This is a genomic window from Pseudomonas sp. P8_229 (assembly GCF_034008635.1).
Classification (GTDB): Bacteria; Pseudomonadota; Gammaproteobacteria; order Pseudomonadales; family Pseudomonadaceae; genus Aquipseudomonas.
The window spans coordinates 2,358,664-2,381,014 of record NZ_CP125378.1 but is presented as its reverse complement, the minus strand read 5'-3'; the positions used below and the strand labels follow the sequence as shown (position 1 = coordinate 2,381,014).

18 protein-coding genes are annotated in these 22,351 nt (G+C 61.2%); 6 read left to right on the top strand and 12 right to left on the bottom strand.

Features of this window, described 5'->3' with window-relative positions; genetic code table 11:
• Window positions 1-23 precede the first annotated feature (23 nt).
• The 4 genes from QMK55_RS10825 to creD all read left to right on the top strand — a co-directional run bounded on the left by QMK55_RS10825 (window position 24) and on the right by creD (window position 4,245).
• Window positions 24-527, top strand: coding sequence for an ATP-dependent zinc protease (locus QMK55_RS10825; RefSeq protein WP_320329154.1), 504 nt, complete (start codon window positions 24-26; stop codon window positions 525-527).
• 73 nt (window positions 528-600) lie between these two features.
• On the top strand, window positions 601-1,281 hold the full coding sequence (gene creB, locus QMK55_RS10820; protein WP_102358918.1) for a two-component system response regulator CreB: 681 nt from the start codon (window positions 601-603) through the stop codon (window positions 1,279-1,281).
• On the top strand, window positions 1,281-2,699 hold the full coding sequence (gene creC, locus QMK55_RS10815; RefSeq protein WP_102358907.1) for a two-component system sensor histidine kinase CreC: 1,419 nt from the start codon (window positions 1,281-1,283) through the stop codon (window positions 2,697-2,699). Before creB ends, creC begins: the two co-directional genes overlap by 1 nt.
• Before the next feature lie 175 nt (window positions 2,700-2,874).
• Window positions 2,875-4,245 (top strand): cell envelope integrity protein CreD, encoded by a 1,371-nt coding sequence (gene creD / locus QMK55_RS10810; RefSeq protein WP_320329153.1) that lies wholly within the window; start codon window positions 2,875-2,877, stop codon window positions 4,243-4,245.
• A 208-nt stretch (window positions 4,246-4,453) separates the two neighbouring features.
• Here the strand turns inward: creD and QMK55_RS10805 are convergent, their stop codons facing one another.
• From QMK55_RS10805 to QMK55_RS10770, 8 genes are all read right to left on the bottom strand, one after another.
• Window positions 4,454-5,083 carry a glutathione S-transferase gene (locus tag QMK55_RS10805; protein WP_102358904.1) on the bottom strand — a complete coding sequence of 210 codons (630 nt, stop codon included), beginning with the start codon at window positions 5,081-5,083 and terminating at the stop codon, window positions 4,454-4,456.
• Between the two features lie 173 nt (window positions 5,084-5,256).
• The gene (locus tag QMK55_RS10800; RefSeq protein ID WP_102358903.1) at window positions 5,257-5,436 is read right to left on the bottom strand and encodes a hypothetical protein; all 180 of its coding nucleotides are present in this window, start codon (window positions 5,434-5,436) and stop codon (window positions 5,257-5,259) included.
• Entirely contained in the window at window positions 5,433-6,557 is a 1,125-nt protein-coding gene (locus QMK55_RS10795; protein ID WP_320329152.1) for a PepSY domain-containing protein, read from the bottom strand. Before QMK55_RS10795 ends, QMK55_RS10800 begins: the two co-directional genes overlap by 4 nt.
• Before the next feature lie 74 nt (window positions 6,558-6,631).
• The gene (locus QMK55_RS10790; RefSeq protein ID WP_320329151.1) at window positions 6,632-9,070 is read right to left on the bottom strand and encodes a TonB-dependent siderophore receptor; all 2,439 of its coding nucleotides are present in this window, start codon (window positions 9,068-9,070) and stop codon (window positions 6,632-6,634) included.
• 245 nt (window positions 9,071-9,315) lie between these two features.
• On the bottom strand, window positions 9,316-10,287 hold the full coding sequence (locus tag QMK55_RS10785) for a FecR family protein (protein WP_320329150.1): 972 nt from the start codon (window positions 10,285-10,287) through the stop codon (window positions 9,316-9,318).
• Window positions 10,284-10,802: an RNA polymerase sigma factor gene (locus QMK55_RS10780; protein WP_045122847.1), complete on the bottom strand. Its 519-nt coding sequence runs from the start codon at window positions 10,800-10,802 to the stop codon at window positions 10,284-10,286. Before QMK55_RS10780 ends, QMK55_RS10785 begins: the two co-directional genes overlap by 4 nt.
• 246 nt (window positions 10,803-11,048) lie before the next feature.
• Complete coding sequence (locus QMK55_RS10775; protein ID WP_320329149.1) at window positions 11,049-11,756, bottom strand: 3'-5' exonuclease; 708 nt, start codon at window positions 11,754-11,756, stop codon at window positions 11,049-11,051.
• Entirely contained in the window at window positions 11,753-13,687 is a 1,935-nt protein-coding gene (locus QMK55_RS10770) for a putative nucleotidyltransferase substrate binding domain-containing protein (RefSeq protein WP_320329148.1), read from the bottom strand. The genes QMK55_RS10775 and QMK55_RS10770 overlap by 4 nt, the downstream gene beginning before the upstream one ends.
• A 259-nt stretch (window positions 13,688-13,946) precedes the next feature.
• On the opposite strand from QMK55_RS10770, the gene QMK55_RS10765 reads away from it, so the two are divergent.
• Window positions 13,947-14,393 carry a response regulator gene (locus QMK55_RS10765; protein WP_102356265.1) on the top strand — a complete coding sequence of 149 codons (447 nt, stop codon included), beginning with the start codon at window positions 13,947-13,949 and terminating at the stop codon, window positions 14,391-14,393.
• A 218-nt stretch (window positions 14,394-14,611) separates the two neighbouring features.
• Here the strand turns inward: QMK55_RS10765 and QMK55_RS10760 are convergent, their stop codons facing one another.
• Window positions 14,612-16,789: a malate synthase G gene (locus tag QMK55_RS10760; RefSeq protein WP_320329147.1), complete on the bottom strand. Its 2,178-nt coding sequence runs from the start codon at window positions 16,787-16,789 to the stop codon at window positions 14,612-14,614.
• Window positions 16,790-17,438: 649 nt separating this feature from the next.
• Here QMK55_RS10760 and QMK55_RS10755 point away from each other — a divergent pair.
• Window positions 17,439-17,957: a glycine cleavage system protein R gene (locus tag QMK55_RS10755; protein WP_320329146.1), complete on the top strand. Its 519-nt coding sequence runs from the start codon at window positions 17,439-17,441 to the stop codon at window positions 17,955-17,957.
• A gap of 223 nt (window positions 17,958-18,180) precedes the next feature.
• Here QMK55_RS10755 and rarD read toward each other — a convergent pair whose 3' ends face one another.
• The 3 genes from rarD to QMK55_RS10740 form a co-directional block, all read right to left on the bottom strand.
• A complete protein-coding gene (gene rarD / locus QMK55_RS10750) occupies window positions 18,181-19,068 on the bottom strand; it encodes an EamA family transporter RarD (protein ID WP_102356263.1) in 888 nt (295 codons plus the stop codon).
• A gap of 196 nt (window positions 19,069-19,264) precedes the next feature.
• Window positions 19,265-20,239 carry a serine/threonine protein kinase gene (locus tag QMK55_RS10745; protein ID WP_025108581.1) on the bottom strand — a complete coding sequence of 325 codons (975 nt, stop codon included), beginning with the start codon at window positions 20,237-20,239 and terminating at the stop codon, window positions 19,265-19,267.
• A 166-nt stretch (window positions 20,240-20,405) separates the two neighbouring features.
• Window positions 20,406-22,307: a PhoX family phosphatase gene (locus QMK55_RS10740; protein WP_320329145.1), complete on the bottom strand. Its 1,902-nt coding sequence runs from the start codon at window positions 22,305-22,307 to the stop codon at window positions 20,406-20,408.
• Window positions 22,308-22,351: the final 44 nt, after the last annotated feature.

The following is a 22,351-nucleotide window of genomic DNA, read 5'->3' as shown; positions in this document are numbered from 1 at the left end:
CATTTTTCAAGGAAGCCCTCTACGTGAAATCCCTCCTTGCACTGTTTGCCCTCGTCGTCCTGCCGGTCATGGCCGCCGAGCCGACCCTGTACGGGCGTTATGAATACATCGCGCTGCCGGAAATCGGCGGCGAGGTGCTCAAGGCCAAGATGGACACCGGCGCGCTGACCGCCTCGCTGTCGGCCAAGGACATCGAGACCTTCACCCGCGACGGCGAGAACTGGGTGCGCTTTCGCCTCGGCACCAAGGACGCCAGCAACAAGGTCTACGAACACAAGGTCGCGCGGATCAGCAAGATCAAGAGTCGCGCAGATGAAGAGGACGACAGCGACGCCACTGAGGTCGCCAAGCGCCCGGTGGTCGATCTGGAACTGTGCCTGGGTAGCGTCAAGCGTACCGTGGAGGTCAACCTGACCGACCGCAGCAACTTCAACTACCCGCTGCTGATCGGTGCCAAGGCCTTGCGCGAGTTCGGCGCGGCGGTTAACCCGGCTCGTCGTTTTACTGCTGACAAACCGGATTGCTGAACCAAGTGGTCTCATTGACGTAACGTCAGGCTTGGGGCACCGTTCGCGCACTTAACCCATGGGCTCGGATGCCATGCCTCATATCCTGATTGTCGAAGATGAAGCGGCGATTGCCGACACGCTGATTTTTGCCCTGCAGGGCGAGGGGTTCACCACCACGTGGCTGAGCCTCGGCGCAGCGGCGCTGGAGCATCAGCGGCAAACCCCGGCCGATCTGATCATCCTCGACATCGGCCTGCCGGACATCAGCGGTTTCGAAACCTGCAAACAGCTGCGGCGCTTCAGCGAAGTGCCGGTGCTGTTCCTCAGTGCCCGGGACGCCGAGATCGATCGGGTGGTGGGGCTGGAGATCGGCGCCGACGATTACGTGGTCAAGCCGTTCAGCCCACGGGAAGTCGCGGCGCGGGTGCGGGCGATTCTCAAGCGCATGGCGCCGCGTCCTGCGGTGGAAGCCGCTTCGGCCGTGTTTCGCATCGATCCCGAGCGTGTGCTGATCACCTACCGGGGCCAGGCACTGAGCCTGACCCGTCACGAATTCCGTCTGTTGCAGTGCCTGCTCGAACAACCGCAGCGAGTGTTCAGCCGCGAGCAGTTGCTCGACGCGCTGGGCGTGGCGGCGGACGCCGGTTACGAGCGCAGTATCGACAGCCATATCAAAAGCGTGCGCGCCAAACTGCGTCTGGTGCGTGCCGATGCCGAGCCGATCCAGACCCATCGCGGCCTCGGTTACAGCTACAGCCCGGGGCACAGCTGATGTCGCTGGGGCTGCGGATCTTTCTGGTGTATGTGCTGTTTATCGGTCTGACCGGTTACTTCGTGCTCAACACGGTGATGGAAGAAATCCGCCCTGGCGTGCGCCAGTCCACCGAAGAAACCCTGGTTGACACCGCCAACCTGATGGCGGAAATCCTGCGTGATGATTTCAAGGCCGGGACGCTCAGCGAGAACCGCTGGCCCGAATTGTTGCGTGCCTACGGCGAGCGCCAGCCGCAGGCGACGATCTGGGGCTTGCCGAAAAACCAGGTCAACCACCGCATCTACGTCACCGACGCCAAAGGCATCGTGGTGCTGGATTCCAGCGGGGTGGCGGTTGGTCAGGATTATTCGCGCTGGAACGACGTCTACCTGACCTTGCGAGGTGAGTACGGCGCACGGTCGAGCCGCAGCGATCCGAATGATGCGAACTCTTCGGTGATGCACGTCGGTGCGCCGATCCGCGACAACGGCAAAATCATCGGCGTGGTCACCGTAGCGAAACCCAACAGCTCATTGCAGCCTTACGTCGATCGTACCGAGCGGCGCTTGCTGTTTTACGGCGCCGGGCTGATTGGCCTGGGATTGCTGTTCGGTGCATTGCTGTCCTGGTGGTTGAGCCGAGCGCTGCACCGTTTGACTGGCTACGCCCAGGCAGTGAGTGAAGGGCGTCGAGTCGAAGTGCCGCATTACCGTGGCGGCGAGCTGGAGCAACTGGCCACGGCGGTGGAGCAGATGCGCACCCAACTGGAAGGCAAGGCCTACGTCGAGCGCTACGTGCACACCCTGACCCATGAATTGAAAAGTCCGCTGGCGGCGATTCGCGGTGCGGCGGAGTTGCTGCAGGGGGATATGCCGCCGATCCAGCGCCTGCGCTTTGTCGGTAACATCGACAGTGAAAGTGCGCGGATGCAGCAGTTGATCGAGCGGCTGCTGAACCTGGCGCAAGTTGAGCAGCGTCAGGGACTGGAAGAGCGCGTGGCGGTGCCGCTGGCGGCGTTGGTCGATGAATTGTTGCGGGCCCAGGCGGCGCGAGTCGAAGGTCGACGGCTCAAGATCGAGCAGACGATTGCACCGGATCTGTTGCTGATCGGCGAACCGTTTCTGCTGCGTCAGGCGCTGGGCAATCTGCTGGAGAATGCGCTGGATTTCACCCCGGTCGCCGGGTTACTGCGTTTCAGTGCCGAGCGAGTCGGGGAGCAAGTCGAGTTCCGTTTATTCAATGAGGCGGCACCAATCCCCGAGTACGCCTTGCCGCGGCTGAGTGAGCGGTTTTACTCGCTGCCGCGTCCGGACAGTGGACGCAAAAGCACTGGGCTGGGGCTGAATTTCGTTGAAGAAGTGGTGAAGTTGCATGGCGGTTTCATGCATATCCGCAACGTTGAGGGCGGCGTGGAAGTGACTGTGCGCCTGCCTTGAAACCGCGTCGCCGCCATCGCGAGCAGGCTCACTCCTACAGGGGAATGCGATCAACTGTAGGAGTGAGCCTGCTCGCGATGGGGCCATGACTGTCTCCACACAAACTCCATAATCGCCCCATATTCCTCCCACAAAGCCCAACCAGACTCTGCCCCATCCAAACAGGGAGAGTCCCATGAACAAGAGTCTGACCATAAAGCTGGGGGCCATTGCCCTGTTGATTCTGCTGTTGCTGATCCCGTTGCTGATGATTGACGGCATCATCGACGACCGCCAGCAATTGCGCGACGGTGTGCTGGAAGACATCGCCCGTAGCTCCAGCTACAGCCAGCAGTTGAGCGGGCCGGTGATGGTGGTGCCGTATCGCAAGGTCGTGCGCACCTGGAAGACCAACGAGAAAACCAATAAGCGCTATGAAGAGCTCGGTGAAGAACGCGGGCGCCTGTATTTTTTGCCGGAGCGTTTTGAGCTCGATGGACAAGTGCAAACCGAACTGCGCGCCCGAGGCATTTACGAAGCGCGACTGTTCCATGTCGACAATCGCATCACCGGGCATTTCTCGTTGCCGGCGCAGTTGGGCATCAAGGAAGACTTCTCTGATTACCAGTTCGATGCACCGTTTCTGGCGGTGGGCATCAGCGATATTCGCGGCATCGAAAATGCGCTGAAGCTGGAACTCGACGGCCAGCGCCTGGATTTCGTGCCCGGCACCCAGGTGGGATGGCTCGGCGAGGGTGTGCGGGTCACGCTGCCAGCGCTGGACACCGGTAAAGCCACAGAACTGGCCTTCGGCTTTGACCTGCGCCTGCAAGGCACCGGTTCGCTGCAGGTGCTGCCGGTGGGCAAGACCAGCCAAGTCAGTCTCGCCGCCAACTGGCCGCACCCCAGCTTCATCGGCAACTTCCTGCCAGCCAAGCGCGAGATCAGTGATCAGGGTTTCAGCGCCGATTGGCAGACCTCGTTTTTCTCCACCAACCTGCAAGAAGCCATGAACCGTTGCGTCATGGGCAAAGACTGTGAAACGTTCAACGGACGCAGCTTCGGGGTGAGCTTCATCGACCCGGTGGATCAGTATTTGAAGAGTGATCGGGCGATCAAATATGCGCTGCTGTTCATTGTCCTGACGTTCGCCGGTTTCTTCCTGTTCGAAGTGCTCAAGAGCCTGGCGGTGCACCCGGTGCAATACGCGCTGGTCGGTGTCGCGCTGGCGTTCTTCTATCTGTTGCTGCTGTCGTTGTCGGAGCACATCGGCTTTGCCCTTGCGTATCTGCTGTCAGCCAGTGGCTGTGTGTTGCTGATCGGGTTTTACGTGTGCCACGTGCTGCACAGCGTGCGCCACGGTTTGAGTTTTTCTGCCGGATTGGCGGCGTTGTATGCCCTGCTGTATGGGCTGCTGAGCGCTGAGGATTACGCGCTGCTGATGGGCTCGTTGTTGCTGTTCGGCCTGCTCGGGGTGTTTATGGTGCTGACGCGCAAACTGGACTGGTACGGGATTGGGCAGAAGCCAGCCAAACCGTTGGAGTTTGATGTGGGGGCGATGCAATGAGCGGGTCGTTGGGTCTGCGCGAGGACCAGCGCTGGAAGGATGAGTTGGTGACGCGGATTATTGGATATTTACCTGTGGAACCGAGCTGGTACATTCGCGAGCAAGCCCGCTCACACAGGATTTGTACTGGATCAGATTTCTCTGTCATACATAAAAACAAGGTGGGAGCGGGCTTGCTCGCGAAGAGGCCGGAACAGACGGCGCATCCTTAAGGCTTGGGCAGGGTAGCGATCATGGACGGTCGCTGGCTCACTTCGAAATACCAGTTGGCCAGTTGCGGATTGGCGGTGCGCCAGTCCAGGTCCGGATGACGCAGATCGATGTAACCCAGCGCACAGGCCACGCTGATCGCTGCCACGTCGAAATGGCTGGTCAGCTCGGCGATGGCGTCACTTTCCAGATAGGCCAGGGCGCGACGGATCTTGTCGCGCTGGGCTTCGAGCCATTCGTCCCAATGCTTTTGCGGCGCGCGCAACACCAGTTCATAACGCACCATAACCGAGGCGTCCATGATCCCGTCAGCCATCGAGGCCAGGGTCAGGCGCCGCCAGCGGGCCGAGCCTTCGCGGGGGATCAGCGGATTGCCGACGTGCTGCTGGTCGAGGTATTCGAGGATCACGCGGCTGTCATGGATGACGTTGCCATCGGCCAGACGCAGGGCGGGGATCTTGCCCAGCGGGTTGTCGACATTGAGCTCGGCGCTCGGGCTGACCGGGCTGAGCACGCAGTCTTGCAGGGCGACTCGATCCTGCTGGCCGGTCTCGTGCAACAGCACCATCACTTTGCGCACGAACGGGGAGAGCGTGTTGTGAAACAGGGTCATGCTGGGGGTGGACATTGGCAGGGTCTCGGTCAGGACAGTGAGGGGGGAGCATAGCGCGTTACTCGCCTTGCTCAAGCCCTGTGCAGTCCCTTGTAGGGGGGAGCCTGCTCGCGATAGCGGTAGGTCAGTCAACATTGATGTTGAATGTCAGTGCGCCATCGCGAGCAGGCTCACTCCTACAGGGTTCTTCAGCTTCGCCGCAACAAGCCTCTTATGGCCAGAAATGCCGGGACACCCAGCCCGACCCAGCTCAACGCATCCCACACCCCATCCCCCAACAACGCCGAAAACAACCCCGCCGCACTCAACAGCGCAATCACCAGCGGTGTGCTGAACACCTTCCAGAAATTCGACTGACGCGGCTTCATGCAGCAGCCTCCACCGGCAGCGGTTTCGCCGCTTTACGCCGTACCAGCCACAGGTACACGCCGCTGCCGAGGACGACGGTGGTCAGCACGTCGAGGGCTGCCCAGAGGATTTTCATCGGCATGCCGCCGTAGTCACCGAAGTGCAGCGGCTGTGACATGCCCATGGCGTCCATGTACCACGGGCGCTCGGCCACGGCGGTGACCTGCAGGGTGCTGGCGTCGATCAGCACCGGCGTCAGCAGGTGCGAGGTCAGGTGGGTGCCGCCCTTCATGAACACCGCGTAATGGTGCTCGCTGGAGAACCGCGTACCGGGAAACGCGATGAAGTCCGGGTTCATCCCCGGCGCCACGTCCCGGGCGATGTCCAGCAGGCGGGTGGCCGGGGCCAGTTGGGTGAGCGCTGGCGCGTCGCGATAGGGCGCGACCATGGCGGTCAGCGAATCATTGCGCCATGCGGCGATGATCAGGTCGGCGCAGGCGCTGATCACCCCGGTGACGCCGACCACCAGCGCCCAGGTCAGCGTCACGACGCCAATCAGGTTATGCAGGTCGAGCCAGCGCAGGCGGGTGGACTTGTCCTGACGCACGGTGCCGAACGGCAAGCGGCGCATGAACGGCAGGTACAACACCGTGCCCGAAATGATCGCGACCACGAACAGCAAGCCCATGAACGCCAGCAGCAATTTGCCCGGCAGTCCGGCAAACATGTCGACGTGCAGGCGCAGGATGAACAGCATCAGGCCGCGGTTGGCCGCGGGCGTTTCCAGTGCTTCACCGCTACGCGCGTCGAGCATGAAGGTGTGCGAGGAGTTGGGCTCGGTACCGGCGGTTTTTGCCATGATCGTCAGTACGGCGTTCGGCTCGTCGTCTTCGAAACCGAAGTACTGCACCACTTCGCCGGGGCGATGTTGTTCTGCCGCCTCCACCAGTTGCGCCAGGTTCAGGTGCGGCGTGTCAGCCGGCATCTCGCGCAGCACTGGCGCATCGCCGAGCAGGTGCTCGATTTCGTGATGGAAGATCAGTGGCAGGCCGGTCAATGCCAGCAACAGCAAAAACACGGTGCAGATCAGGCTGGTCCAGGTGTGGATGAACGACCAGCGGCGAATGGTTTTACTTTTCATTTCATGACCTTCAAAAACGCCGAAGCCGTCCACGGGGGACGGCCTGGTGACAGGACCGGTTTCAGCTCACGCGCTTACCACTTGTAAGTGGCGCTGGCGACGACGCTGCGCTGGTCGCCGTAGTAGCAGTAGTAGCCGTCGCAGGTGGAGATGTAGTCCTTGTCGAACAGGTTGGTGGCGTTGACCGCGACCGAGGCACCTTTCAGGCTGTTGTCGAGGCGGCCGAGGTCGTAATGCACGGAGGCGTCGAACACGGTGTAGGCGTCCGCTTTACCCAGCCAGGTGTTGGCCTTGTCGCCATAAGTGTTGCCGGTGTAACGCACGCCACCGCCAACACCGAAACCGTCGAGTACGCCGGAGTGCCAGGTGTAGTCGGTCCACAGCGAGGCTTGCTGGTTGGGCATCAGTTGCAGGCGATTGCCCTTGTCCACGCCATTTTGTATTTCGGACTTGGCCAGGGTGTAGGCGGCGATGACTTTCAGGTTATCGGTCACGTCCGAGACCGCTTCCAGTTCCAGGCCTTTGACTTTCACTTCACCGGCCTGGGTGGTGATGGTCACGTTGTTGACGATGTTGTTGACCGAGACGTTCTTCTGAGTCAGGTCATACACCGCTGCGCTGAGCAGGGTTTTGCTGCCCGGTGGCTGGTACTTGATACCCAGTTCCCATTGTTTGCCTTCAGTCGGTTTGAGCGAACCGGTGGAGGTGGAGTCGGCACCGCTGGTTGGCTGGAAGGATTCGGCGTACGACAGGTACGGCACGAAGCCCGAGTCGAACACATAGCTGAGCGCCGCGTTGCCGCTGAAGGCTTTGTCGCGCTGGGTGTTGGTGGCATCGCCCTTGTTGATGAACTTCGTGCTGGTGTGTACCCAGTCTTCACGACCGCCCAGGGTCAGGCGCCATTGATCGAGGGCCATTTGGTCCTGCACGTACAGACCGGTTTGATAGGTCTTCTGGTCGTAATCGTAAAACGCGCTGGAGCGCGGCGGACGGGTGATCGGCTGGCCGTAGATCGGGTTGTTGAGGTTGATGTCCGGCGCAGTGCCGAAGATCGAGGTGTAGTGGGTGTTGCTGCGCTGATGGTCCAGGCCGAGCAACAGCGTATGGCGGATGTCGCCGGTGGCGAAGTCGGCCTGGAAGTTGTTGTCCACGGCGAACTGGCTGATGTCCTCATCGGCGTTGGTGGTGCCGCGACCGACGTTGCCCTGATCATCAACCGTGTAGCCTGCGTACTGGGTGTTGTAGCTGTTCACGGTTACGGTCTGGAACGACAGGTCCGACTTGGTGTAACGCAGGTTCTGCTTGAACTGCCAGACGTCGTTGAGACGATGCTCAAAGGCATAGCCGAGCGCGTAGTAGGTGCGGTCGTAGTAGTCGTAGTCAGGATCGCCGAGGTTCTTGTGATGGGAAATCTTGCCGAACGGCATGTCGATCTTGGTGCCCTGGATCGGATAGAACTGGCTGGTGACGCCAGTATCGTCGCGAGTGAACTGGCTCAGCAGGGTGAGCCTGGTGTCGTCGTCGATGTTCCAGGTCAGGCTCGGCGCGATGTTGTAGCGCTTGTTCTCGATGTGATCAATCTGTGTGTCGCTGTCACGCACCACACCGCTGATGCCGTAGAGAAACTGCCCGGCGTCGTCGATCTTGCCGGTGCTGGCGAAGTTGATCTGGCGGTGGTTGTCGCTGCCGTACTGCAGCTGGATTTCGCTGCTGGCTTCGGCACTCGGACGCCGACTGACCATGTCCAGCAGGCCGCCCGGCGGGGTCTGGCCGTAAACGGAAGAGGCCGGGCCGCGCAGCAGGGCGAGGCGATCGAGGTTCCAGGTTTCCTGTTTCGGGTTGGCGTACACGCCTTTTGGCAGCGGCAGGCCATCGAGGAACTGAGTTGGCTCGAAACCGCGCACGCGCAGCCAGTCGGCGCGGGTGTCGCTGCCGTAGCTGCTGGCGGTGATGCCCGGCATATAGCGCACGGCGTCATCGAGGCTGTGCACGCTGCGGTCGTCCATTTGCTGGCGGGTCGCGACCGAGATCGAACGCGGTGCTTCGACCAGCGCGGTGTCGGTCTTGCTGCCGGCGGCAGTGCGGGTGGCGGTGTAGCCTTCGACCGGGCCCCAGGCGCTTTCAAGATTTTCCACGCCGATCACCGCAGTTTCCGGCAGCGCCAGTGTCCCTTCCGGCACCGCAACCAGGGTGTAGGTGCCGGTGCTGCTTTGTTCCAGTTGCAGGCCGGTGCCTTGCAACGCCGCGCGCAGAGCGCCAGCGGCGTCGTAGTGACCGTTGATCGGTGCCGAGGTCTTGCCGGCGGCCAGCGACGGGTTCAGCGACAGCGCGAGGCCGCCCTGGCTGGCGATCTGGTTCAGCGTGGTCGACAGTGGCGCTGCCGGCAAGTTGTAGGCGTGCACACTGGACGCCTGCTCAGCGGCGAACAACGGGCTGCTGAGCAGCGGTGTGCCGAATGCGATGGCTGCAGCCAACAGACTGGGGCGCAACAAGGTGTCTAGCGAACGGGACATGCGAAGGCTCCTGAATGGAAATATTTCTCAATTGCCTGTGTGCCGGACGAGAATTGAAAAGTGATAGGGCTGGATGAAAATAATTTCGATTAACGGGGGAGTGGGGCGGCCGATTCTGATGACACGCCGGAATTTTAGAGTGCGGCGGATGGCCCTATCGCGAGCAGGCTCACTCCTAGAGGGGAACGCATTCCAACTGTAGGAGTGAGCCTGCTCGCGATAGCTGTTTCCCTGACAACGAATTTTTAAGGCTTGGTATCAGCCTTCGCCACCGTGACCCAATACGGCGTGTGCTGCTCGATCTGCACTGGCAGCGTCGGCAGCAGGGCGCTCAAGGCCTTGTCGGTGTCGTGCAGCGGGAAGCTGCCGGTGATGCGCAAGTCAGCCACTTCCGGCGCCACGCCCAGATACCCGCGGCGATAACGCCCCAGTTCATGCACCAGGTCTTCCAGCCGCGCGTTATCCACCACCAGCATGCCGCGGGTCCAGGCATCGGCGTCGGGCGTGAGCGCAGCGATCGTGTCGAGGCGGTCATTGCGGATCAGCACTTGCTGGCCTTCGCGCAGGATCTGTTCTTTGGGCTGGCTTTGTGGATGCGCGGCGACGGCCGACTGCAACACGCTCAGGCGTGTGCCTTGCTCCTCGCGCTTGACCAGAAACCGCGTGCCCAGCGCGCGCATGCTGCCTTCGCGGGTTTCGACGATGAAGGGCCGGGCATCGCCATGGCCGGTCTCGACCATGATCTCGCCTTCCTGCAATACGATCAGCCGCTGCCGGGCATCGAAGCGCACATCCACCGCACTGTGGGTGTTGAGGTTGAGCAGGGTGCCGTCGGCCAGATGCACCGTGCGTTGCTCGCCGGTGGCAGTACGTTGATCGGCGAGCCAGTAATCCAGCGGTAGATAACGATCACCGACCAGCAGCGCGACACCGACCACCGCGACAATGCTCGCCAGACCACTGCCCAGCTTGCGCACCCGGCGCCGAATGCCTTCGCGTGATTGCAGCAAGGCGTTGCGGGCCGGACCGCTGGCCACGCTGAAACGCTGATCGAGCATGCCCAACTGGCGCCAGGCCCGGGCGTGCTCTTCATGGGCCGCGTGCCACTTGGCGAACTCTTCGCGCTCCAGCGGGCTGCCGGAATCCAGCGACAACTGCCAGGCAATCGCCGCGTCCAGCACCTGGGCCGAGACCGGTTTGGAACTGGCCGGACTCATGTCGGCTCACCGTACAGGGCGATGTAGCACTGGCGTATCCCCTGCGCGAGGTACTGCCGCACACGCGGCACCGAGACGCCGAGCTTCTCGGCGATTTCGGCATGGCCGAGGCCGTCGAGGCGGTTATAAAGGAAAGCGGCGCGGGCCTTGGTCGACAGTTTGCCGAGCAGACGATCGATGGCCTTGAGGTCTTCGAGGATCAGTTGCTGTTCTTCCACCGAGGGCTGTTCGCCTTCGGGGATCAGCATCAATTCGGCGAGATAGGCTTGTTCCAGCGCGGCGCGGCGGAAGTAGTCGAACAGCAGACCTTTGGCGATCGCCACCAGAAACGCTCGGGGTTCGCGCGGCGTCAGCAGTTCATCGCGACCGAGCAGACGCACGAAGGTGTCCTGGCTCAGGTCTTCGGCCCGCTGCGGGCACGCCACGTTGCGCCGCAACCAGCTCAGCAGCCAACCGCGATGGTCGCGATACAACGCACCGACGAGTTCACTGTGAGGGCTTGGGACTGACGACACCAGACGCACCGATTGGGAAATGTTAACCAACGAGAATTGTTCGCGATTCTCGCAGAGGTGGGAATGGTTAGCAATTGGCCACTGGTCGGGTGATCTCAGGAAGACCGCATCATCGTTCTTCGCGAGCAAGCCCGCTCCCACAGGGGAATGCGATCAACTGTGGGAGCAGGCTCGCTCCCACAGGGGAATACGATCAACTGTGGGAGCGGGCTTGCTCGCGAAGGGGCCGGAACCGGCACCGAAAATCTAGAAGGACGGCGCCTGCTGACGACGCTTCCACTGACTCAAACGCTGCTGCAGATTCAACGGACTGTGAATCTGCTGCTGCCGCGCCCGGCTGAACAGAATCAACGCCAGCTCCGCCGTCGCCTGCGCATCGGCACTCGCGTTGTGCCGCTCGAACACTTCGAGCCGGAACCAGTCGATCCACTCATCCAGCCCGGCCTCGCGGATATTCGCCTGCGGGCACAGCAGCGGCGCCATGTCCGCGACATCCAGAAACACATTTTGCAGCTTGTAGCCCAGGTGTTCCTTCAGCGCGCGCCCGAGCATGTGCTGATCGAAGGGCGCATGAAACGCCAGCACCGGGCTGTCACCGATGAACTCCATGAGCTCCAGCAGCGCCTCGGCCGGGTCGCTGCCGGCGGCAATCGCATTCGGCCCCAGGCCATGAATCAACACGCTCGGGCCGAGCTTCAGCTCCCGACATTGCAGAGTGCGTTCGAACTGCTGGCTGAAGTCGATCGCGCCGTCTTCGATGACCACGGCGCCAATCGACAGCACGCGATCCTTGTTCAGGTTCAGCCCGGTGGTTTCCAGATCCAGCACTACCCAGCGTTGTTGGCGCAGGCTGCATTCGCGCAGTTCGCTGATCGCTGGCAGCTGTGCCAGACGCTGTTGCAGGTCTGCCGACAGCAGAGGACTGGCCGGTCGCAGCCACGAGAACAGGCTCATAGCTGATACCGCAAGGCCAGGCTGCTTTGCAGGCGCTGGGCCTGGCGCAGGGATTCACGCAGGATGCGTCGGTCCAGATGATTGAGGCTGTCGGGGTCGACCCGATTCGACCAGGGCAGGTTCTCGCGGGTCTGGATCTGGTGTTGCTGCATGCGCGTCTGCTGGATGAAGTGATAAGCCTCTTCATACGCCGCGCCATCGAGCCGTTCGATGACTTCTTTTTCGACCAGCTGACGCAAGCGCTCCAGGGTGTTGTTGGTTTCGATGCCATGCGCCAGTGCCAACAGGCGTGCGCCGTCGACGAAGGGTGTCAGGCCCTGGACCTTGAGGTCGAGGGTGGCTTTCTCGCCGTTCTTGCGCGCCAGCACAAACTCGCGAAAACGCCCCACCGGCGGACGATTGCGCAGGGCGTTCTCGGCCATCATGCGCTGGAACAAACGGTTGTCGCCGACCTGATCGAGGATTCCCCGGCGCAACTGCGCGCAACCTTTCTCATCGCCCCAGACCACCCGCAGGTCGAAATAGATGCTCGAACCGAGCAGGTTCTCCGGCGTGGCCTCGCGAATGAACGCCGCAAAGCGCCGCGCCCATTCCGCCCGGGACAGGCACAGCTCGGGGTTGCCGGCCATGATGTTGCCTTTGCACAGGCTGAAGCCGCACTGCGCCAGGCTCTGGTTGATCTGCTGCGCGATGGGCAGCAGCTTGCCGCGAATCTGCGCCGCATGCGCCGCGTCCCGGGCTTCGAAAAGTATGCCGTTGTCCTGATCGGTGTGCAGGGTCTGCTCGCGCCGGCCCTCGCTGCCGAAGCACAGCCAGCTGAACGGCACGCCGGGGTCGCCTTTTTCGGCGAGGGTCAGTTCGATTACCCGACACACGGTGTGGTCGTTGAGCAGGGTGATGATGTGAGTGATCTGCGTCGAAGACGCACCGTGAGCCAGCATGCGCTCGACCAGTTGGCCGATCTCGCCACGCAGGCTCACCAGTTGCTCGACGCGCTGGGCGCTGCGGATGGTCCGGGCCAGATGCACCAGGTCGACCCGTTGCAGGGAAAACAGATCGCGCTCGGATACCACGCCACACAGGCGCTGATCCTTGACCAGGCAGACGTGGGCGATGTGCCGTTCGGTCATGGCAATCGCCGCGTCGAAGGCACTGTGATCCGGCGAGAGATAAAACGGTGCGCGGATCATATGCCGCTCGATGGTTTCACTGAAATCGCCGCTGCCATTGGCGACTACTTCGCGCAGATCACGCAGGGTGAAAATTCCCAGCGGCGCCTTGTGTGCATCCACCGCAACGATGCTGCCGACCTGCTGCTCGTGCATCAGCTTCACTGCTTCGCGCAGTGGCGTGTCGGGGCTGCAGGTCACCGGATGGCGCATCGCCAATTCGCCCAGGCGGGTGTTGAGCGAATACTGGGTGCCGAGGGTTTCCACGGCTTTTTGCTGGACTTGCTGGTTGACCTGATCGAGCAGGCTGCTGACCCCGCGCAAGGCGAAATCGCGAAAGCTGTTGGACAGGGCGAACAGTTTGATGAACGCCGGTTTGTTCAGTTGCAGGCAGAAGGTGTCTTCGCTCGCCAGATGCTCGGTGCGGGTTGCCCGTTCGCCAATTAGCGCGGCCAACGGGAAGCATTCGCCGGTGGTGATCTCGAAGGTGGTTTCGGTGCCGGGCTTGGTGATGTGCTGACGTTCGCCGACCACGCGGCCCTGTTTGACGATGTAGAAGTGTTCGACCGGCCCGTCGGCGGGCTTGATGATGCTTTCGCCCTGGCCGTAGAAACGCAGCTGACATTGCTCCACCAGATAAGCCAGGTGGGCGTGTTCCATCTGATTGAAGGGCGGGAAGCGCTGGAGGAATTGCAGGGTACCCTGAATGTTCTGCAACACCGCGGTTTTCCCTGCCTGGGTGAAGGCGTCCGCTTTACTCATAACCATTACCGCAGTCTTTTTTGAATTGTTGTTGTCGGATCGTTGCAGCCATGGTCGGCCCCTGCGCGCAGGGTGCCCATTGGACGTAAGTCTAGGTTTGCGCTGCCGTTGGGCACATTTGGGAATTGCCCTACAAAAACAGTCGGAAATTCTGCCGTCAGCCTCTTGGAAAAATATCCGACGAAGTGCACATTGAAGCTCTGCTTAGCGATGTCTGACGACTATGCCAGGTGATTGATTTGAAAACGTAGAGAACGCCATGTCCGACCACGATATTTTGAGCGACGCCGAGCGAGAAGCGCTCAGCGCTGTCATGCTCGAACCCGACCTGCCGCCGCAGCGTGTACTGATCGTTGATGACGACAAGGACGCCCGGGAGCTGTTGTCGGAGATTCTCGCGTTGGACGGGATTCGCTGCATGACCGCCGCCAGCGGCGAAACCGCGCTGAAGATGCTCGACGAAAAACCTTCGATCGGGCTGGTGATCACTGATCTGCGCATGGGCCATGTCGATGGCCTCGAGCTGATCCGCCAGGTACGCGAGTCGGTCAGGGCGGCGCTGCCGATCATCATCGTTTCGGGCGATGCGGATGTGAAGGACGCCATTGCGGCGATGCATCTGAGCGTGGTGGATTTTTTGCTCAAGCCGGTTGATACGGGCAAGTTGCTCGAACTGGTCAAATACGAATTGGGCATCGAACCCTGACTTTCAAGCACCACCGAAAAACGGTGGGAGCGGGCTTGCTCGCGAATGCAGACTGACATTCAACATTAATGTCGACAGACAAGACACCTTCGTCGGAACGCCGCCCGGAGCAAGCCCGCTCCCACAATGGTTCTCCAGTGGTTGTCAGATTTTATCGGCCAATGAAAAAGCCCTGATCGAAAGATCAGGGCTTTTTCATGTCCGGCAATCAGCGCAGGTTACAGGCCGTTGGCCTTCTTGAACTCGCGACGACGACGGTGCAGGACCGGCTCGGTGTAGCCGTTCGGCTGTTTGGTGCCTTCGATCACCAGTTCGACCGCTGCCTGGAAGGCGATGTTGCTGTCGAAGTTCGGTGCCAGCGGACGGTACAGCGGGTCGTTGGCGTTCTGACGGTCGACCACCGGCGCCATGCGCTTGAGGCTTTCCATCACTTGCGCTTCGGTGACGATACCGTGGCGCAGCCAGTTGGCGATGTGCTGGCTGGAGATACGCAGCGTGGCACGGTCTTCCATCAGGCCGACGTCGTTGATGTCCGGCACTTTCGAACAACCCACGCCCTGGTCGATCCAGCGCACTACGTAACCGAGAATGCCCTGGGCGTTGTTGTCCAGTTCGTTCTTGATCTGCTCAGGCGTCCAGCTTGGGTTGACCGCCAGCGGGATGGTCAGGATGTCGTCCACCGAGGCGCGGGCACGCTTGGCCAGTTCGGCCTGACGAGCGAACACGTCGACCTTGTGGTAGTGCAGCGCGTGCAGCGCAGCAGCCGTTGGCGACGGTACCCAGGCGGTGTTGGCGCCGGCCAGCGGGTGAGCGATTTTCTGCTCAAGCATCGCCGCCATCAGATCCGGCATCGCCCACATGCCTTTACCGATTTGCGCACGACCTTGCAGGCCGGTGCTCAGACCGATATCGACGTTCCAGTTCTCGTAGGCGCCGATCCATTTCTCAGCCTTCATGTCGGCCTTGCGCACCATCGGGCCGGCTTCCATGGAGGTGTGGATTTCGTCGCCGGTGCGGTCGAGGAAACCGGTGTTGATGAACACCACGCGCTCGCTGGCAGCCTTGATGCAGGCCTTGAGGTTGACCGTGGTGCGGCGCTCCTCGTCCATGATCCCGACTTTCAGCGTGTTGCGCTTCAAGCCCAGCACGTCTTCGATGCGACCGAACAGCTCGTTGGTGAACGCCGCTTCTTCAGGGCCGTGCATCTTCGGTTTAACGATGTAGACCGAACCGGTGCGGGTGTTGCGACGCGAGGTGTTGCCGTTGAGGTTGTGCATCGCCGCGAGGCAAGTCACCAGACCGTCGAGAATGCCTTCCGGCACTTCGTTACCGTGTTTGTCGAGGATCGCGTCGATGGTCATCAGATGGCCAACGTTACGCACGAACAGCAGCGAACGGCCGTGCAGGGTCACCTCGCCACCCTTCGGCGCGGTGTAGGTGCGATCCGGGTTCATGGTGCGGGTGAAGGTCTGGCCGCCCTTGGACACGGATTCCGCCAGGTCGCCCTTCATCAGGCCGAGCCAGTTGCGGTAGATCACCACTTTGTCGTCGGCATCGACGGCGGCCACGGAGTCTTCGCAGTCCATGATGGTGGTCAGCGCCGCTTCCATCAGGATGTCTTTGACGCCGGCAGCGTCGGTCTGGCCAACCGGAGTGGTGGCGTCGATCTGGATTTCGAAGTGCAGACCGTTGTGTTTCAGCAGGATCGCGATTGGCGCGTCTGCCGGGCCCTGAAAGCCGATCAGTTGCGCGTCGTTGCGCAGGCCGGTGTTGCTGCCGCCCTTGAGGGAGACCAGTAGTTTGCCGTCAACGATCTTGTAAGCGGTGGAGTCGACGTGGGAGCCGGCGGCCAATGGTGCGGCTTCGTCGAGGAAGGCACGGGCGAAGGCGATGACTTTGTCGCCACGTACCTTGTTGTAGCCTTTGCCTTTTTCCGCGCCACCGTCTTCGCTGATTGCGTCGGTGCCGTAGAGGGCGTCGTACAGCGAACCCCAGCGGGCGTTCGAAGCATTGAGAGCGAAGCGGGCGTTCATCACCGGTACAACGAGTTGCGGGCCGGCGGTACGGGCGATTTCATCATCAACGTTTTGCGTCGTTGCCTGGAAGTCAGCCGCTTCTGGCAGCAGATAACCGATTTCTTGCAGGAAGGCTTTATAGGCCACGGCGTCGTGCGCCTGACCGTGGCGTTCCTGATGCCAGGCGTCTATACGAGCCTGGAAGTCATCGCGTTTGGCGAGTAGGGCTTTGTTCTTCGGTGCCAGGTCATGAATGACCTTGTCGGCACCTTCCCAGAATTTGTCGGCGGTGAGGCCGGTACCGGGAATGGCTTCGTTGTTCACGAAGTCGAACAGGACTTTGGCGACCTGCAGGCCACCGACTTGAACGTGTTCAGTCATTGCTTGCCTCACTCTGCTCAGCTATTTCGCTTTTCAGCTCTTCAATTTAACAATGAAGCCTCTGGCCATTTAAACCACAAACCTTCCGACCAGTACATGCCATTGCTGGCGGCTGGGCTGGGACCAATCAACGGCTTGGGGGCCTTGCTGACGGGGCTTTCAAGGTTGCGAACGTGCCTTGGGCAGACATCGATCCAGCGTTATGTAGTGCGCGCTGCGGCATACTACATGATGAGTTGCGCTTGTGAAAATCAGACTAATTACGTCGTTCTGCGACCTCATGACGCATTGCGGTCACGTCGCGGAACGGGATGTTCTCAAAAAACCAGCAGATTGTTCCAGCTAAATATAAAAAGTTGTACACATAAATACTTTCTGCCTGCTATGGCATCCCCCTGCGGAGCACACTTCTGTGGCGAGGGGATTTATCCCCGATGGGTGGCGAAGCCACCCCCTGCGCGCTGACAGGTAGACTGAGCTGACAGGGTTTACGGCTGCTGCGCAACCGATCGGGGATAAATCCCCTCGCCACAGGTTGCTTCCAAAACCCAGACACAGGTCATCCGCAAAAAATGCTGCCCGGGCTGAATCAAACCCCTTGCCTATACTTGCCTTTCTATAACAAAAGTCATGACAAGAGGGCTGCGCCATGGACCATCTCGTACTCACTGTCTTTGCCCCGGACAAGCCCGGGCAGGTCGAGCGCATTGCCCAATGCATCGCCGAGCACGGTGGCAACTGGCTGGAAAGCCGCATGTCACGGATGGCCGGGCAGTTCGCCGGGATTCTGCGGGTGGGTGTACCGGCGGAGGCTTACGACGAATTAGTCGATTCCTTACAAGCACTGTCGGCGCAGGGTATTCGCGTGTTGATTGCCGAAAGCGGCATCGAGCAATCCTGCACCTGGAAACCGATCGCCATGGAACTGGTGGGCAATGATCGCCCGGGGATCGTGCGCGACATCACCCGCCTGCTCAGCGAGCAGGGGGTGAACCTCGAACGGCTGGTGACCGATGTGCGGCCGGCGCCGATGAGCAGCGAGCCGTTGTTCCACGCCGAAGCGATTCTCGCGGTGCCGCTGACCCTGTCGCTGGACGTGTTGCAGTCGCGCCTGGAAACCCTGGCCGATGATCTGATGGTCGAACTGGTGTTACGCACAGACGTTTAACCGGCGCCCGGGTTATCCAGATTTAACGTGCACCTGCCTGTGGATAACCTGTAGAGACCGGGCGCAACGCCATGCTGGTCGGGGCTTTCCTGGAACTGATCAAAAAACCGCCAGCATTCAGTGACTTGCGCACAAACGGCGGGGATCACGCTGTGGATAACCTTGGGAAGGAATGTTGCAGGCCACGAGAACCGTGGCTTGCAAAGCTTTGTGCGTTTTTTGATCAGCTGCGCCGACGCAAACTGATCACTGCATCGATGCTATAAACCGCCAGACCGGCCCAGATGAAGATGAACGCGATCAGGGTGCTCGACGACAAATGCTCGCCGAACAGCAACACTGCCTGCAGCAGCACCAAGGTCGGCGCCAGGTATTGCAGGAAGCCGATGGTGGTGTAGGGCAAGTGTCGGGTCGCAGCGTTGAAGCATACCAGTGGCACCAGCGTCACCGGGCCGGCCGCCACCAGCCACCAGGCTTGCGAGGTGGTCCAGAATTCGGGTTGGGCACTGGTGGCTGTCTGGTTGAACAACAGCCAGGCCACGGCGATCGGCACCAGCATCCAGGTTTCCACCACCAGCCCCGGCAACGCTTTGACCGGTGCCTGTTTACGGATCAGCCCGTAGAAACCAAAGGTCAGCGCCAGCACCAGCGACACCCACGGCAGACTGCCGACCTGCCACACCTGCTGCGCCACACCGACGGCTGCCAGCCCCACCGCGACCCACTGCATGCGCCGCAAACGCTCGCCGAGAATCAACATCCCCAACAGCACGTTGACCAGCGGGTTGATGTAGTAGCCGAGGCTCGCTTCGAGCATGCGCCCGTTGTTCACCGACCACACATAGGTCAGCCAGTTCGCCGCAATCAAGGTGCCGCTAAGTGCCAGGATCGCCAGGCGCTTGGGATTGTCGAGCAACTCGCGCAACCAGCCGGGATGCTTCCACACCATCAGCAGCAAGGCGCCGAACAGCGCCGACCACAACACCCGATGGATGATGATCTCGACAGCCGGGACTTCGGCGATGGCTTTGAAGTAGATCGGGAACAGGCCCCAGATGATGTAGGCACTCAGGCCCAGAATGTACCCGCGACGCGGGTTGGCGGCTTGCATGCAGAATCCTTGCTTAGACAGCTGACAAAGCAGGGATTGTAAGGAGATTTGTTGGCCAATGAGTTCTGAAATTGTGAGCACGGGACAAAATTGTGGGAGGGGGCTTGCTCCCGAAGGCGGTGTGTCAGCCAACATTTATGTTGAATGTCAGTCCGTCTTCGGGAGCAAGCCCCCTCCCACATGGATTTGCGGGTAATCAGAAAAGTTTCAGTGGCTCTTCGTTTAGCGCTGACAGCTGTTCGCGCAACGCCAGCACCTGATCACCCCAATAACGTTCGGTACCAAACCACGGAAAGCTGTGCGGGAACGCCGGATCGTCCCAGCGCCGGGCCAGCCAGGCGCTGTAGTGCATCAGCCGGAGGGCGCGCAGCGGTTCGATCAGTGCCAGCTCGCGCGGGTCGAAGTCGTGGAATTCGTTGTAGCCGTCCATCAGTTCCGACAGTTGCCCGAGGCACTCCTGACGGTCGCCCGCCAGCATCATCCAGATGTCCTGCACCGCCGGGCCCATACGGCAGTCGTCGAGGTCGACGATGTGGAACATCTCGTCGCGGCACATCATGTTGCCGGGGTGGCAGTCGCCGTGCATGCGGATGTTCTGATGCGGGGTATTGGCGTAGGCGTCTTCCACGCGCTTAAGCAGATCGCGGGCGACGGACTCATAGGCCGGCAGCAGGCTTTTGGGAATGAAGTTGCCTTCGAGCAAGGTGTTCAGCGAGGCGTGACCGAAGTTCTGCACGGCGAGCGCTTCACGGTGTTCGAACGGCTTGGTCGCGCCGACTGCGTGGATGCGGCCGAGCAACTGGCCCAGGCGATACAGCTGATCGAGATTGCCCGGCTCCGGCGCACGGCCGCCGCGACGCGGAAACAGGGTGAAACGGAAACCGGCGTGTTCGTGCAGGGTCTGGCCGTTGTGGATCAGCGGCGCCACCACGGGAATCTCGACGTCGGCCAGCTCGAAGGTGAATTGGTGCTCTTCGAGGATGGCCTCGTTGGTCCAGCGCTGCGGGCGGTAGAACTTGGCGATCAGCGGTTCGGAGTCTTCGATGCCGACCTGATAGACACGGTTTTCGTAGCTGTTGAGCGCCAGAATGCGCGCATCACTCAGGAAGCCGATGCTTTCGACGGCATCGAGTACGAGATCGGGTGTGAGGGTTTCAAACGGGTGGGCCATGCTGACTCCTGCGCGCGGCAGGCTGCCGCGTCCGGCCCAGCATGGTAGCGCAGATGGCAGTGGGAGAGTTGGTTGGTGTCTGTGCTGACGCCATCGCGAGCAGGCTCACTCCTACAAGGAAACGCGTTCCAACTGTAGGAGTGAGCCTGCTCGCGATGAGGGCCAATCAGGCGCCGACTATTCCGCCGTCTTCACGGGTGATCGCCATCACCGAAGACCGCGGCTTGCCGTTCGGCAGATGCTCAGGGAAGGTGGAGCCACCGTTTTCGCCCGGATGCTGAATCCCGACAAACAGGGTTTTCTGATCCGGCGAGAAGCTGATCCCGGTGACTTCACAGCCAATCGGCCCGACCATGAATCGACGAATTTCACCAGTCTTGGGGTCAGCGCAGAGCATCTGGTTGTTGCCCATTCCGGCAAAGTCCCCGGCGTTGCTCGAATCACCGTCGGTGAGAATCCACAGGCGTCCGGCCTTGTCGAAACCTAGACCGTCCGGGCTGTTGAACATGTTTTGCGCAGTGATGTTCGACGAGCCACCCTTCGGCGTGCCGGCATGTACACCCGGATTTCCGGCGACCACGAACAGGTCCCAGGCGAAGGTCTTCGACGCGTGATCGTCGCGCTCGGTGCGCCAGCGCAGGATCTGCCCGTAGACGTTCTTCGCGCGCGGATTCGGCCCGCCCACCGGTTGCCCGTCTTCGCCGCGTTTGGCGTTGTTGGTCAGGGTGCAATAAACCTGGCCGTCCTTCGGACTGACCACGATCCACTCCGGGCGATCCATGCGCGTGGCGCCGACCACACTGGCGGCAAGGCGCGCGTGGATCAGCACTTCGGCCTGATCGGCGAAACCGCTGCTGGCGTCGATGCCGTTCTTGCCGTGGGTCAGTTCGATCCACTGGCCCTGGCCTTTCGGATGATCGGGGTTGCTGTCGCCGTTATCGAACTTCGCCACGTACAGGGTGCCGTGGTCGAGGATGTCGCGGTTGGCTTTCGGGTTGCGATGGTTGATGCGGTCGCGGCTGACGAATTTGTAGATGAACTCGCCACGCTCGTCGTCGCCCATGTACACCACGGCGCGACCATCATCGGTCTCGGCCAGCGCGGCGTTTTCATGTTTGAAGCGGCCCAGCGCGGTGCGCTTGACCGGGGTCGATTGCGGATCGAACGGATCGATCTCGACCACCCAGCCGTGACGGTTGAGTTCGTTGGGGTTCTTGGCCATGTCGAAACGCGGGTCGAACGGGTGCCAGTTGATCTCGCGGCTGGCGGCCGACACGCCGTAGCGCTTCTGCGCCGGGTCGAACTGTTGCTGGGCGTTGCTGCTGCCGAAGCCGTCGGTGAAGTTCTCTTCGCAGGTCAGGTAGGTGCCCCACGGCGTCTTGCCATTGGCGCAGTTCTGGAAGGTACCGAGGACTTTCTTGCCGTGTTTGTCGGCGGCCGTTTTCATCAGGTCGTGGCCGGCGGCCGGGCCGCTGATGCGCAGCGGCGAGTTGCCGTGAATCCGGCGGTTGTAACGCGAGCCCTGGACGAACTGCCACTGGCCATTCTTGCGCTGCACTTCGATCACCGACACGCCTTCGCAGGCCAACGCCTTGCGCACGTCTTCGGCCGATTGCGGCATGCCGCCGTGCGGGTAGAGGTAGCGGTAGTTGGTGTATTCGTTGTTGATCGCCATCAACGCGCGGTTTCGGTCGTCGGGGAAGGCGAACAGGCTCATGCCGTCGTTGTTGTCACCGAACTGCACTTCCTGTGCGGCGGCGGTGCCATTGCCGCTCGGGTCGAAGGCCGGACCGTTCTTGTGCAGCGGTTGGCCCCAACTGATCAGTACCGAGGACTTGTAGCCCTTCGGCAGGCTGATGACGTCGGTGGTCGCGGCGGCAATGCTCTCGAAACCGAGCAGGCGGCTGTTGCCGGCGCTGATGCTTGAGGCCAGCGCGCTGCGGCTGAGCAGGTTGCCGCCGAGGAACATGGCGGCGCCGCACAGCGCGCCGGCGCTGATGAAACCGCGACGGCTGAGGCCGACCATCTTTTCCAGATCAGTGGATTGGTTTTCTTCTAATAGGCTCACATCAGGCTCCCTGCTTGGTTTTGGCAGCAACCTTAATGGGGGGC

Bases quoted from the DNA above. Each gene is read 5' to 3' on its own strand.
- creB (WP_102358918.1), top strand. From the start codon at position 601: ATGCCTCATATCCTGATTGTCGAAGATGAAGCGGCGATTGCCGACACG.
- creC (WP_102358907.1), top strand. From the start codon at position 1,281: ATGTCGCTGGGGCTGCGGATCTTTCTGGTGTATGTGCTGTTTATCGGT.
- creD (WP_320329153.1), top strand. From the start codon at position 2,875: ATGAACAAGAGTCTGACCATAAAGCTGGGGGCCATTGCCCTGTTGATT.
- QMK55_RS10805 (WP_102358904.1), bottom strand. From the start codon at position 5,083: ATGTCCACCCCCAGCATGACCCTGTTTCACAACACGCTCTCCCCGTTC.
- QMK55_RS10800 (WP_102358903.1), bottom strand. From the start codon at position 5,436: ATGAAGCCGCGTCAGTCGAATTTCTGGAAGGTGTTCAGCACACCGCTG.
- QMK55_RS10795 (WP_320329152.1), bottom strand. From the start codon at position 6,557: ATGAAAAGTAAAACCATTCGCCGCTGGTCGTTCATCCACACCTGGACC.
- QMK55_RS10790 (WP_320329151.1), bottom strand. From the start codon at position 9,070: ATGTCCCGTTCGCTAGACACCTTGTTGCGCCCCAGTCTGTTGGCTGCA.
- QMK55_RS10785 (WP_320329150.1), bottom strand. From the start codon at position 10,287: ATGAGTCCGGCCAGTTCCAAACCGGTCTCGGCCCAGGTGCTGGACGCG.
- QMK55_RS10775 (WP_320329149.1), bottom strand. From the start codon at position 11,756: ATGAGCCTGTTCTCGTGGCTGCGACCGGCCAGTCCTCTGCTGTCGGCA.
- QMK55_RS10770 (WP_320329148.1), bottom strand. From the start codon at position 13,687: ATGAGTAAAGCGGACGCCTTCACCCAGGCAGGGAAAACCGCGGTGTTG.
- QMK55_RS10765 (WP_102356265.1), top strand. From the start codon at position 13,947: ATGTCCGACCACGATATTTTGAGCGACGCCGAGCGAGAAGCGCTCAGC.
- QMK55_RS10760 (WP_320329147.1), bottom strand. From the start codon at position 16,789: ATGACTGAACACGTTCAAGTCGGTGGCCTGCAGGTCGCCAAAGTCCTG.
- QMK55_RS10755 (WP_320329146.1), top strand. From the start codon at position 17,439: ATGGACCATCTCGTACTCACTGTCTTTGCCCCGGACAAGCCCGGGCAG.
- rarD (WP_102356263.1), bottom strand. From the start codon at position 19,068: ATGCAAGCCGCCAACCCGCGTCGCGGGTACATTCTGGGCCTGAGTGCC.
- QMK55_RS10745 (WP_025108581.1), bottom strand. From the start codon at position 20,239: ATGGCCCACCCGTTTGAAACCCTCACACCCGATCTCGTACTCGATGCC.